The 12,265-nt window shown below is 60.1% G+C and carries 13 protein-coding genes; 5 read left to right on the top strand and 8 right to left on the bottom strand.

Annotated features, from left to right (window positions below; all coding sequences use genetic code 11):
* Positions 1 to 8: 8 nt before the first annotated feature.
* The 3 genes from AUC43_RS02550 to mfd all read right to left on the bottom strand — a co-directional run bounded on the left by AUC43_RS02550 (position 9) and on the right by mfd (position 4,640).
* Positions 9 to 695, bottom strand: coding sequence for a DUF6624 domain-containing protein (locus AUC43_RS02550; RefSeq protein ID WP_068189529.1), 687 nt, complete (start codon positions 693 to 695; stop codon positions 9 to 11).
* A 100-nt stretch (positions 696 to 795) separates the two neighbouring features.
* The gene (locus AUC43_RS02545; protein ID WP_068189526.1) at positions 796 to 1,137 is read right to left on the bottom strand and encodes a hypothetical protein; all 342 of its coding nucleotides are present in this window, start codon (positions 1,135 to 1,137) and stop codon (positions 796 to 798) included.
* Positions 1,138 to 1,226: 89 nt separating this feature from the next.
* Positions 1,227 to 4,640 carry a transcription-repair coupling factor gene (gene mfd, locus AUC43_RS02540; RefSeq protein WP_068189523.1) on the bottom strand — a complete coding sequence of 1,138 codons (3,414 nt, stop codon included), beginning with the start codon at positions 4,638 to 4,640 and terminating at the stop codon, positions 1,227 to 1,229.
* Positions 4,641 to 4,885: 245 nt separating this feature from the next.
* On the opposite strand from mfd, the gene AUC43_RS02535 reads away from it, so the two are divergent.
* Both AUC43_RS02535 and AUC43_RS02530 read left to right on the top strand, forming a co-directional pair.
* Positions 4,886 to 5,626, top strand: coding sequence for a metal-dependent hydrolase (locus tag AUC43_RS02535; protein ID WP_068189516.1), 741 nt, complete (start codon positions 4,886 to 4,888; stop codon positions 5,624 to 5,626).
* Between the two features lie 388 nt (positions 5,627 to 6,014).
* A complete protein-coding gene (locus AUC43_RS02530; RefSeq protein WP_317206792.1) occupies positions 6,015 to 7,016 on the top strand; it encodes an NYN domain-containing protein in 1,002 nt (333 codons plus the stop codon).
* 289 nt (positions 7,017 to 7,305) lie between these two features.
* On the opposite strand, the gene AUC43_RS02525 is transcribed toward AUC43_RS02530, so the two are convergent.
* Positions 7,306 to 7,794 (bottom strand): PaaI family thioesterase, encoded by a 489-nt coding sequence (locus AUC43_RS02525; RefSeq protein ID WP_233254090.1) that lies wholly within the window; start codon positions 7,792 to 7,794, stop codon positions 7,306 to 7,308.
* Positions 7,795 to 7,925: 131 nt separating this feature from the next.
* Here AUC43_RS02525 and AUC43_RS02520 point away from each other — a divergent pair, with 131 nt between their 5' ends.
* Positions 7,926 to 8,168 (top strand): Mpo1-like protein, encoded by a 243-nt coding sequence (locus tag AUC43_RS02520; RefSeq protein WP_071885799.1) that lies wholly within the window; start codon positions 7,926 to 7,928, stop codon positions 8,166 to 8,168.
* Between the two features lie 59 nt (positions 8,169 to 8,227).
* Here AUC43_RS02520 and AUC43_RS02515 read toward each other — a convergent pair whose 3' ends face one another.
* Positions 8,228 to 8,689, bottom strand: coding sequence for a GNAT family N-acetyltransferase (locus tag AUC43_RS02515; RefSeq protein ID WP_068189503.1), 462 nt, complete (start codon positions 8,687 to 8,689; stop codon positions 8,228 to 8,230).
* A 105-nt stretch (positions 8,690 to 8,794) separates the two neighbouring features.
* Here AUC43_RS02515 and AUC43_RS02510 point away from each other — a divergent pair, with 105 nt between their 5' ends.
* Together AUC43_RS02510 and AUC43_RS02505 are read left to right on the top strand one after the other, a co-directional pair.
* Positions 8,795 to 9,286, top strand: coding sequence for a YajQ family cyclic di-GMP-binding protein (locus tag AUC43_RS02510; RefSeq protein WP_068189500.1), 492 nt, complete (start codon positions 8,795 to 8,797; stop codon positions 9,284 to 9,286).
* 111 nt (positions 9,287 to 9,397) lie between these two features.
* Positions 9,398 to 10,168 (top strand): TerC family protein, encoded by a 771-nt coding sequence (locus AUC43_RS02505; RefSeq protein ID WP_227786014.1) that lies wholly within the window; start codon positions 9,398 to 9,400, stop codon positions 10,166 to 10,168.
* On the opposite strand, the gene AUC43_RS19940 is transcribed toward AUC43_RS02505, so the two are convergent.
* From AUC43_RS19940 to AUC43_RS02490, 3 genes are read right to left on the bottom strand one after another with little or no spacing between them, the layout of a single operon-like run.
* Positions 10,165 to 10,941, bottom strand: coding sequence for a J domain-containing protein (locus tag AUC43_RS19940; RefSeq protein ID WP_071885798.1), 777 nt, complete (start codon positions 10,939 to 10,941; stop codon positions 10,165 to 10,167). The genes AUC43_RS02505 and AUC43_RS19940 overlap by 4 nt on opposite strands.
* A gap of 14 nt (positions 10,942 to 10,955) precedes the next feature.
* Positions 10,956 to 11,405: a hypothetical protein gene (locus AUC43_RS02495; protein ID WP_068189490.1), complete on the bottom strand. Its 450-nt coding sequence runs from the start codon at positions 11,403 to 11,405 to the stop codon at positions 10,956 to 10,958.
* Positions 11,406 to 11,454: 49 nt separating this feature from the next.
* Entirely contained in the window at positions 11,455 to 11,988 is a 534-nt protein-coding gene (locus AUC43_RS02490; protein WP_068189487.1) for an RNA methyltransferase, read from the bottom strand.
* Positions 11,989 to 12,265 lie beyond the last annotated feature (277 nt).

Below are 12,265 nucleotides of genomic sequence, written 5' to 3'. Positions count from 1 at the left end.
GGGAGTTGTTATTTGGGCATGCGGGCTACGTCTTTCAGCGTGAGTACACGGTAGGGAATGCCGAGCGTGGCCGCATTCTGCTCCACGGTGGTGCTGAAGCCGGCTTTCTGACGGCGGGCATTCACGCCGGCCGCATTCTTGATGGGCCACACAAACGGCGGCTGGCTTTTGCGCTGGCCAGTGGCGGGGTTAAGGGGGCTATAGCCCATGGCCTGCGTGCCGTACAGCTGCTCCTTGCCCTCGCGCATCAGCTGGCGGTCGAGCATCTGGGCATACAGCCGGAAGGGCAGCTCGCCGCGCTGGGCTGCTTTCTTCACCAAGGGCAAGTAGTGCTTGATGTCGTCAGAATGTTGGAGGACGTACCAAGCGGCCTCGTTGGTGGGCTCGCCCACCAGCGACTTGCCGGGGTAGCCGTACTGCTTGAGAATGGCCCGCACGCGAATAATATTGGCCGAATCGGTTTGCTGCATGCGCCGCCCGATGTACTGGCCCAGGCGTTCCTTGGCCACCCCCAGGGCCGCGGCCAGCGAGTCGGGCCGGCGGCTGATGCGCCGGTCAAACAGCAGGCTGCGCCACTTCTGGTCGACGGCGTAAAGGCTGTCCAACTCGCGTTTAAGCACCGGGTTGAATCGCGTTTGGGCCGCGGCCGACCCGGCCGCGGAAAGCAGCAGCAACACCAGAACAAGGACTTTCATACGCGGCGGCTTCGGGAAAGGGGCCCGCGGTTGGGCCGGCCAAAAATAAGCCCGGCCCGCTGCGCGAGCAGCAGACCGGGCCAAGCAGCGCAGCAGTGCGCTATTTCTTTACGCCGGGCGTGGCTTTGCTGTTTTTCGACGTCGTCTCGCTGTTGCCGCTGCCCGTGGCGCCGCCTTGCCGGGCGGCTTTGGTGGTGGAGCTGGACCGCGAGGCGCGCGTGGCGCCCGTGGCCGGCGCGGTGTTGATTTTCTTGCCGCTCCGCTGCCCGGTGGGCGTCGAATAATTGGGGGTTACGGTAGTGGAGCTGGCCGCTGGGCTGGCTGAGGTACGGCTGCCGGCTCGGTCGGCCGCCGAATGGGACCCGGCGCGGGACTGCGGCGTTTGGGCCGAAGCAGTAGCAATACTAGCAGCCAGAAGGGCTAGAACAAGGAGCTTTTTCATAAAACGGATAGAGGTTGAAATGCGAAAAGGATTACTGAACCTTACGGCATTCCAGCTCCCAGCGTTGGTAGAAAAAGCTACTTTTCAGCTTATACCGCCACCGCCTCCTCGCTACCCAATTCACTCAGCACACGCTTGGCCTGCTGAATGGAGCGCACTTCCTCAAACGTCACAATCAGCTGTTCCTTTTTCTCCTTGAGGTTGGCCGTGCGCGAGTGGGTCTGCACGTAGTTCAGGATGGTGCCGAACTGCTCGCCCTGGAAGTAGGCTTTGTGGTCGTCATCGGCGGGCAGAAAGCCTTTCAGGGTGTCGCGCTTGAGCGTGATTTTGGTAAAGCCCACCTTGCACGCCTGCCAGCGCAGCCGCACGATGTCGGCCAGTTGCTCCACTTCGGGCGGCAGCGGGCCAAACCGGTCCGTCATGCTGGTGAGCAGCTTTTGCAGCTCCTCCGGCTTCTGCGCGCGGTCTAGCTTGGCGTAGAGCTGCAAGCGCTCCGACACGTTGCTCACGTACTTTTCCGGGATGAGCACCTGCTGGTCGGTCTCCACGTTGCATTCCTGAATGCGGCCCGCACCGGCGGCCTGCTGTAGCCGCTGGTTGGAGTCGCCCAGGAACAGGTCGCGGAACTCGGTTTCCTTGAGCTCCTGCACCGCCTCGTCCAGGATTTGGTGGTAGGTCTCGTAGCCCAAGTCGTTGATGAAGCCCGACTGCTCGCCGCCCAGCAGGTTGCCCGCCCCGCGAATGTCGAGGTCGCGCATGGCCACGTTGAAGCCTGCGCCCAGGTCCGAAAACTCCTCCAGCGTGCTCAAGCGCTTGCGGGCGTCGGCCGGCAGGTTGGCCACCGGCGGCGTGAGCAGGTAGCAGTAGGCCTTGCGGTTGGAGCGGCCCACGCGGCCGCGCATCTGGTGCAGGTCGGAGAGGCCGGCCAGGTGGGCGCGGTTGATGATGATTGTGTTGGCGTTGGGAATGTCGAGCCCGCTTTCGATGATGTTGGTGCTCACCAGCACGTCGTACTCGCCCTCCACGAACTTCATCATGCGCTTCTCGAGCATCTCGCCGTCCATCTGCCCGTGGGCGTAGGTGATTTTCGCATCCGGCACGAGGCGCAAAATGGTGTTGGCCATTTCTTCGATGTCCTTCACGCGGTTGTGCACAAAAAACACCTGCCCCCCACGCTTCAACTCCCGCGACACCGCGTCGCGAATCAGGATTTCGTCGAACACGTGCAGCTCCGTTTGCACCGGTTGGCGGTTGGGCGGCGGTGTGGCAATCACGCTCAAATCGCGGGCGCCCATCAGCGAGAAATGCAGCGTGCGCGGAATGGGCGTGGCCGAAAGCGTGAGCGTGTCCACGTTCACCTTCAGCTCCTTGAGCTTGTCCTTGGTTTTTACCCCAAACTTCTGCTCTTCGTCGATAATGAGCAAGCCCAGGTCCTTAAACTTGATGTCCTTGTTCGTGAGCCGGTGCGTGCCGATGAGAATGTCGGTTTTGCCCTCGGCCACGCGCTGCAGGGTTTCCTTAATCTGCTTGGTCGACTTAAAGCGGTTGATGTATTCCACCGTCACGGGCAGCGTGGCCAGCCGGTCGCGGAAGGTCTTGTAGTGCTGCATGGCCAGGATGGTGGTGGGCACGAGCACGGCCGCCTGCTTGCCATCGGCCACGGCCTTGAAAGCCGCCCGGATGGCAATTTCCGTCTTGCCAAAGCCCACGTCGCCGCACACCAGCCGGTCCATGGGGTGGGGCTGCTGCATGTCCTGCTTCACGTCCTCGGTGGCCTTGGCCTGGTCGGGCGTATCCTCGTAAATGAAGCTCGATTCCAGCTCCGCCTGCATAAATCCATCGGGCGAGAAAGCGAAGCCCGGTGCGGTCTTGCGCTTGGCGTACAGCCGGATGAGGTCGGCCGCAATGTCCTTGACCTTCTTCTTAACCGACTTCTTCTTGTTCTCCCACTCCGGCGAGCCCAATTTGCTCATGGTGGGCGGCGCGCCCTCGGCCCCGCTGTACTTGGCAATCTTGTGTAGCGAGTGAATGCTGACCGTCAGCAGGTCATCATCACGGTACACCAGCCGGATGGCCTCCTGAATCTGCCCGTTGATTTCCACCTGCGTGAGGCCCGCGAAGCGCGCGATGCCGTAGTCCTGGTGGGTCACGTAGTCGCCGGGCTGCAGCGTTTTCAGCTCCCGCAGCGTCAGCGCCTTCTTCTTCGAGAATTTGCGGGTTTCCTGCGCCCGGTAGTAGCGCTCAAACAGCTGGTGGTCGGTATACACGGCCAGCTCAAGCTGCTCATCAATAAAGCCTTCGCGCAAGGCCAGCAGCAGGTGCTGGAATTGCACGTTGTTGTCCAGCTCATCGAAGATGGTGCGCAGCCGGTCAGCCTGCCGCACGGTGTCGGCCGTGATGATGGTGGTGAAGCCGCGAAGCTGGTTCTCCTTCAGGTTCTTCACCATCCGCTCAAATTCCTTGTTGAAACTGGGCTGCGGCTTGGCGCTGAACTGAAACGTTTCGGCATTCTTGAAATGAAAGCGCTTGCCGAATTCCACTACCGCGAATTCGTCGAGCAGCTTCTTGAAATTCTTGCCCGACTCGAACAAATCGCTGGGCTTGCTCACGATTTGCATGCCGCCCGCCTCGCTCAGCATCTGCTGGAAGTTAGCCTCGGCTTTCTCGTACAGTTCTGTCACCACATCTAGCGTCTGGCGCACGTCTTTCATCCAAATGCAGGCCGTGCGGGGCAGAAATTCGAAGAACGCCTCTCGAGTTTCCGTCAGCATCTTGGTCTGCACGTTGGGGATGATGCTGATGCTCGGCCGCGGCTCCACCGAGAGCTGCGTCTCGGGATTGAACGTGCGGATGCTCTCGATTTCATCGCCAAATAGCTCAAGTCGGAACGGCAGCTCATTGGCGTAGCTGAACACGTCCACGATGCCGCCGCGCACGGCGTACTGGCCCGCTTCGTACACAAAATCCGTCTTCTCGAAGTCGTACTCGCCCAGCAACTCGCCCAGGAAATTCACGTCCAGCTTGTCGCCCACCTTGGCGTTGAAGGTGTTTTTTACCAAGCTCTGCCGGTTGATTACTTTCTCCGTCAGCGCTTCGGGGTAAGTCACGATGAATACGCTGTTGCCGGTGGTGGCCGCGCGGGTCGTGTTGAGCCGGTTTAGGGCTTCGGCGCGCATCAGCACGTTGGCGTTTTCGGTCTCGTCGAACTGGTACGGGCGCTTGTAGGAGCTGGGAAACAGCAGCGCCTCGGGCCCCTCCGGCAGCAAGTGCTGCAAATCCGATAGGAAATACGCCGCCTCGTCCTTGTCGTGCAGCACGAACACGTGCGGGTGCTGGGCGTGGGCCACCGCAGCGGCCACCACCGCATCCTGGCTGCCCACGAGGCCGCGCAGGTGCAGGCGCACGCTGCTGGGGTCAGGCTTAGCGGCCGCGCGCAGGCGTGAAGCCAGGGTTTGCAACTCGGGCGAAAGGCGGTAGAGGCGAAGAAAATCAGCTACTTGCACAGGATGTCTTGACTGGCGCGGGATAAATAGAGTAGCCCGGCCGGAGCAATTCCGGTCGGGCGGTGGGGTAAATACAGCAGAGCCGCAGCGAAGGTTTCCCGGCCGTAGCGTTCACTCCCAGCAAAGCTAATAATATGAGAACCCCGGCCGCTACTAGCCCCGCGTTGGGCTGGCTTTTGCCGTTGCGGTGGGCACCGAAGGGCAGGCAGTAGCTTCGCGGCAGTAATTATAACCTCAGCTATTCTATGCGCGGCTCTTCTCACCTGGCCATTGGCCTTATCACCGGCGTGGCCATTGCGGGGCTGGTGCCCGGCATCCCGTTTTCCCTGCCGGGTATTGCCCTGGCCGGTTTTTCCAGCCTCGCCCCCGACCTGGACCATCCCGACAGCCGCTTGAGCAAGCGCCTGGGCTTTAGTCAGAATTACGTGCGCTGGGCCTTCGCGGCCGGGGCATTGGCGCTGGGGGCCTATGCCTACCTGCGGCTGGTACCGGGCGCCGAGCAGCGGCTGTACTACACGGCGGCGCTGGCGTTTGGGCTCATCGGCGTGGGCATGCAGGGCGGTTCGGCGCGGCGGCTGGCGCTGCTGTTTACCGGCCTGGGCACGGTGGTGGCGGGCCTGTACACCGAACAATTGTGGCTTAGTTTACTGGGAACGTTTGTGGCGCTGGCCCCCTTCACGTCGCACCGCTCCTGGACGCACACCATCTGGGCCACGGCGCTCTGGACCTACATCGGCTACCTGGCCGACCAGCACCTCGGCTGGCACGGCGTGGCGCTGTTTGCCGGCAGCGGCTACTTGTCTCACATTGTAGCCGATACCCTTACCAAGGCCGGGGTTAGATGGTTTTTGCCTATATCCGAATTCTCCTTTAAAATTCCGCTTATCAGCACCGGGTCAGCCACCGGCAACATGCTGGAAATTGCCATTTGCGCGGGCTACGCTATGCTGGTTTTGGGCCTGGTGGTGGGCCACATGGGTTTTTAACCGCCGGCCGCCGTCCCGGCCAGTTAGCGAGCCGGGCAATAAGGGGCTCGCGGGGCGGCAGATACTGTTGCATAAGTCAGCCAATACCATTAGCTTCGCAGCAGATATGCCAGTTTATTAAGGCCGTGATTGTATTGGTTCGTGTTACTATCCATCGTTTTCAATCAACCCGGCCAGTAGGCATTCTATAAAGTCACTATTAAAGCAACCACTTTCGGGCCCGCCTCGCATTACCCGCGGCTACCGTTTTAGATAGACCTATACCGATTGTCAGGGACTTGCCGGGGGCGCATTAGCCTCCGGACCGCCCGACGATTCTACCCAATCCACACTCTTTGTCCCACCTAAACACTTTTCTAACTTTACTAAAACCATTACCATGAACCAGATGAACAGCCCCTTAATTCGGGTTGGTGTCTTTTATGACGGCAACTATTTTCTAAAAATCAGCGATTATTATTATTTCCAGCACGAACGCAAGGCACGCATCAGCCTGGAAGGATTACATGAATATATCCGTCATCAAGTAGCCGAGGAAGAAGACGTCGACGTGCGCCTGGCGCAGATTACCGATGCTCACTTTTTCCGCGGCCGTCTCTCCGCTACCGAAGCCCGCGACAAGGACCGCCTGTTCCACGACCGCCTGCTCGACGACATTCTGATGAACCTGGGCGTGCAAACGCACTACATGGCCCTGAAAACCCGTGACGGCCGCCTGCAGGAAAAAGGCATCGACGTGTGGCTCTCCCTCGAAGCCCTCGAGCTGGCCCTGCACAAAACCCTGGACGTGGTGGTGCTCATCGCCGGCGACAGCGACTACGTGCCCCTCATCCGCAAGCTCAACACCGTGGGCACCCGCGTGATGCTGCTCAACTGGGATTTCAAGTACGAAGACTTCAAAGGCGAAACCCGCGTAACGCGCGCCTCGCAGCAGCTGCTCGAGCAGGTAACCTATCCGGTGGCCATGCACGACGTCATCGACCGCGGCCTGCAGGCCCAGGACGAAGTAGTGGAAGCCCTCTTCGTCAATCAGTCCGAACCCGCCGCTTTCGCGCCCAGCACGCCTTCGGCGCCCAAGCTGGTGCGGCCCGCCGGCCCCACCGCCGCCGGCCCCGTGGGTACCTTGGGCATGAGCACCATCAAGAACCTGAAAAACGGTTTTGGCTTTGTGGTGATGCCCCCTAACAACCTGTTCTTCAGCTACGCTGACCTCACCGAAGGCGACTTCAACGACTTGCGCGAAGGTGACTGGGTGGAGTTCACGGTGGGCCGCAACCACCGCGACGAAGACTGTGCCCGCAACGTGCGCAAAGTAGCCGCCCCGCAGCTCAGCGACATGGAAGATGAATACGAGCCCGTGCCCGTGCACGCCGCCACCGCCGAGCTGTAAGCACTGGTACAAGCAAAACGATTGATTATAAAAAGCCCCGACTCTACTAGAGTCGGGGCTTTTTGCGCTCAGTGAGTAACCATAAGGCCGTCATGCAGAGCGCAGCGCAGCATCTTTACCGCGTAGCCAATCAAATCGCCTGCTATTAATCGTGTGTCATGCAGAGCGCAGCGAAGCATCTTGTCTCGCCTGAGTCGTCCAGCGGTGATAAGATGCTTCGCTGCGCTCTGCATGACACCTTTCGTAGCTTAAGGCTACCTAAGCGCCGTTATTATTGCATCTTCCGGCCTTACTGCATCAACAGCTTCGCAAAGTCGCGTTTGCTGGCTGGGTAGCGGTTAAAGGTGCCCAGGCCGCGGGCTACGGCGACATCCTGCTTGCCGTCGGCCACGCGGTAAATCACGCAGCTGCTCACAATGAGTTTTTTGCCCGTGTGGTCCACCGTGCCTTTAGCTACCAATACATCGTGCAGGTGCACGGCGTGCAGGTAGTTCATCTTGAACTCGACGGTGGACACAAATTCGAGACTGGTGAAGGCCAGCGACAGGGCCGAGGCGCCCAGGGCGGCGTCCATCAGACCGGCGAGCACGCCGCCGTGGCAGGTATTAGGGGAGGAGAGGTGCTCCTCTTGGATGGTCATGCGGTACTCGGCCTGGCCGGGGGCCGGCACGGTCAGGGCCATGCCGTTGGCGCGGCCGTAGTGGTTCATGTGGTTGTAAGCAGCCACCATGGCGGCAAGCTCGGGGGTAGGGCGAGTGGGCAGCTGGGTATCAGACACGGATTTGGCGCGAAACAGAAGGAAAGCGTTTGGGCTGGCAAGTTGAGTAAAAATTGACGTCATTTCCCGAACTTACGTCCGGCTGCGGCCGGGCCGCTCGTCATTTCCTGCCTCCATTACTGATTCCTGCCATGTCTGCTTTGCCGCTCACCTTTGCCGAGTTTTACCCGCGCTACTTGCGGGAGCACAGCCGGCGCGGCACCCGGGTGCTGCACTTTGTGGGCACCACGCTGTTTCTGGGCTGTGTGGTAATGCTGGGCATTACGGGTCAGTGGGGCTGGCTACCAGCGGGCATAGTGGCGGCCTACGGCTTTGCCTGGGTCGGCCATTTCTTCGTGGAGCACAACCGGCCGGCCACCTTCCAGCACCCGTAGTTTTCGCTGCTCGGCGACTTCCGCCTCTACGCCGACCTATGGCGCGGCCGCGAGAAATTTTAGAGCAGCTTGCGCATGAGAAAATGGGGTATTACCCCAAACAGCGTGTGCGACGGCTCCACCACCGCGTAGCCTAGCCGCTGGTAGAAGCCCACGGCTGCTTCGCGGGAGTGCAGCACAATTTCGGTGAGGCCCGCCGCCTGGGCCTGCGTTTCCAGCGCGGTCATTATCTGGCGGCCCAAGCCGGTGCCGGCCGCCTGCGGCGCCACGGCCATAAACCGCACCTGCCCCTGGTGGGCCGCGGTGGGCTGCAGCATGCCCACGGCCAGGGCCACCAGGGGCTCGGCTGCCTCATCGGCCAGCAGCAGGGCGTGGATGGTACCGGGTTCGTCGTCGGCCGGCACGCGCTCCGAGCCGGGCGGCTGCTGCCAGGGCTGGCGCAGCACGGCGTAGCGCAGCTGGTAATAGGCGTCCCACTCGGCGGGGGTGCGGGGCGGATGAACGGCGGTGGGCTGGAACATAAACGACGGGATGGGGTGCGGACGCAACTACGGTCGGTGCGGGCCGTTACCTTTACGCCCCGGCCTCGGCCGCTTTCTCATCTCAAAACTACGTCCTACCCCGCTATGGCTTCCTTCGACATCGTGAGCAAAGTAGACCCGCAAACCTTGGAAAATGCGGTGAACACGGCCCAAAAAGAACTGCAAACCCGCTACGACCTCCGCGATACCAAAGGCGGGATTGAGCTAAATAAAAAGGAAAACACCATCCTGCTGTCGTCGGAGAATTCCATGCGCCTGAAGGCCCTGGAAGACATTCTGCTGGGCCGCGTGGTGAAGCAGGGCATCGACGGCACCAGCCTCGACTTCTCGGCCGACGAGCAGGCCAGCGGGGCGCTGGTGAAGAAAACCATCAAGGTGCGCGCTGGCGTCGACAAGGAGTTTGGCCGCAAAATCATCAAGGCCATCAAAGACGCTAAGGTGAAGGTAGAAGCCCAGATGCAGGACGACCAGGTGCGCGTTTCGGCCAAGAAAATCGACGATTTGCAAGCCGCCATCGCCGTGCTGCGCAAAACGGATATTGGGCTGCCGCTGCAGTTCGTGAACATGAAGTCCTAGCGGACAATGAGGAATGAGGAATTAAGAATGAAGAATTAGCCCAACGACCAATTCTTCATTCTTAATTCCTCATTCTTCATTCAATAATTCCTCATTCTTCATTCAAAATAAGTGTACGATTTCGGAGCCTTTGCCCACGCCGCCACCTGGGTTAGCTTGCTTACCCTCACGTTTATGGAAATCGTGCTGGGGATTGACAACATCATCTTCATCTCCATTGTGGTGAACCGCCTGCCCGAGAGCGAGCATGCGCGGGCGCGCACCATCGGGCTGCTGCTGGCGCTGATATTTCGCATTGGCCTGCTGCTCAGCATTTCCTGGATTGTGGGGCTGCGGGCGCCCTTGTTCGACTTGCCGTTTCCGTGGCTGGACCAGCCGTTCGGCGTCACGGGGCGCGACATTATTCTGATGGCGGGCGGCCTGTTTCTGATGTACAAGAGCACCACCGAAATCCACACCAAGCTGCAGGGCGAGGAAGACGAGGACGGCTTGGGCGGTGGCAAAAAAGCCACGATGATGAGCATCATCCTGCAAATCATCGTCATCGACATCGTCTTTAGCTTCGACTCGATTCTAACCGCCGTTGGCCTGGTCGACAACGTACTGGTGATGATTGCGGCCGTAATTTTCGCCATGGCCATCATGCTCAGCTTCAGCGGTGCCGTGGCCAACTTCGTGAACAAGAACCCCACCATCAAGATGCTGGCGCTGTCGTTCCTCATCATGATTGGCTTCATGCTGGTGATGGAAGCCGCCCACAAAGAGGTGGAAAAAGGCTACCTGTACTTTGCCATGGCTTTCTCCATGATTGTTGAGCTGCTCAACATGCGGCTGCGCAAAAAGACCAAGCCCGTGCACTTGCGCGACTCGAAGTACGACTAGGAGGTAGCCAGTAGCCAGAAGACTAATACGGCGAGAAGGCCCGCTGTCATAGCGCAATCCACTTGGCGTCTGCCAGCAGGTCCGGGCCACGCGCCAACCAGAGCGGTTACGAACATGATGACAGGAAATAATGCGCCCCCTGTGGTGTAGAGGAAACTGATATCCCAGTAGTCCTCAATAGGCGTCTCCTTATTTTCTGTGGTAGGGCTTAACGAAATAACTTGGCCAAACAACGCCGTTCGTCGCAGTGCCAATAGTTCTCCAACTCTAAAGCAAGGCCCTCCACGGAAGGTGGCATTTTCCGTTTCCTTTACACAATAGGAGCCTTTTTTGCTACTAAACTGTGTGGATTTTATGACCCGTTCGTGCGGAAAATTGGTAATCCACAATCTGTCAATGGTGAGCAACAGGCTGAAAATCAAGAGGGCTTTACAGACTGCTTTTCCTAGCGGAGCATACTGTAAGTAATTGGCTGTGTCAGAAGCCGACTTTGTTCGGGCTGAATAGTTATTTCCCGGGCGTGGTTGAGCCCTTTGCGTTTGACTAGAAGTAGCGGATAACGGCGCCTGATAATGCAAAGCATTATCGTAAGCTTGCCGACGGTTCGAGTTACTCAGCACCTCATAGGCCGCGTTGATGGCCAGGTAGCGGGCATGTGCCGCTGGGTCGGGTGTGCGGTCGGGGTGGGTGAGGAGCACCAAGCGGCGGTATGCTCGCCGGATGTCAGCTGCCGTGGCATGTTCGGGCAGCTCCAAAGCCTGGTAGTGCGTCATTCCCCGCGAAGAAACTAGCTGGCCGGCACTTCCGCCGTTAGCGCCACCACCCGGCTGGTCTGGTCGAGCACGCGCCGTTGGGCTAGTTCCAGCAGCCGGCGGTTTAGTTCGGCGCGGTGCTGGCGGTAGAAGGCGTATTCCTCGTCGGTGAAGCAGCCAGTTATCAGCCCAATTACCGTGTAGCGCAGTTTGGTGTTGCGGGTCAGCAGTTCGGCGAGTTGCCGCTCTTGGTCGGTTGGGCTGGCTTTGGCCAGGGCCATGTGATGGTCGAGGACAAAGTCGGTCACTACGGCCAGGAGCAGGTTGTTCTGCAGCTTGAGCACCGGCCGCAGCGTGGCGTGCAGGAAGTCGCCCACAGTAGCGGCAGGGCCATCACTGAGCTGAACGGCAGCTATAGCGGGGCGCAGGGCCAGCAGCGCGGCATCGGGACGTACGGAGGCGAGAGGGGAGGAATCAGCGTTCATGGCCCTATAACAGCTAACCGACCAAATGGCCCGAACGGCCAGCTCAATTTTATACCACGCCCAGCTTCACCAGCGCATCCCAGAGCACCACGCCGGCCGCCACGCCCACGTTGAGCGAGTGCTTGGTGCCGAACTGTGGGATTTCCACGGCCAGGTCGCAGAGGGCCAGCACGGCATCATCCACGCCAAAAACCTCGTTGCCGAGCACCAGTGCCAGTGGCCGGCCCGGTTCGGGTTGGAAGTTGGGCAGCGTGACGCTGCCCGTGGTTTGCTCAACGGCCACTACCTGGTAGCCGGCCTCCTTCAGCCCGGCCACGGCGGCCATGGTTTCCGGGGCGTATTCCCAGGCCATGGACTCCTCGCTGCCCAGCGCCGTCTTGGTGATTTCGCGGTGCGGCGGGCGCGGCGTGATGCCGCAGAGCCATATTCTCTCCAGGGCGAAGGCGTCGGCGGTGCGGAAAATGGCACCCACGTTGTGCATGCTCCGCACGTTGTCCAGCACCAATACCACCGGGCTTTTGGGCGTACTTTTGAAGTCAGCTACCGCCACCCGGTTTAGCTCGGCCATCGTGAGTTTTCTCATGCCCAAAGGTACTTCGGTGCCGCGCCAACTACCCATCGGAACGCGTCCGGGCGCGTTGGGTGTTGGCAACAGCAGCCCGGGATGACGCCGCTGGCTCAATATTTTTTACTGAAAGGCTGCTGCCCTGTGGCGTAGCCATTCTCCCACGATTGGACGCGCCGCGGCGCGTTCCTATAGGTTTTCGCTTTGTCTGCACCCACCGCACCCAAGAAAGAGTTCGTTATCAAGTCCGTTGGGCCCGACCACATTACGCCGGGCTCGCCGGTCGATACGCCCC

The sequence above is a fragment of the Hymenobacter sedentarius genome (assembly GCF_001507645.1).
Classification (GTDB): domain Bacteria; phylum Bacteroidota; class Bacteroidia; order Cytophagales; family Hymenobacteraceae; genus Hymenobacter; species Hymenobacter sedentarius.
This window is presented reverse-complemented; position numbering and strand designations above follow the sequence as displayed.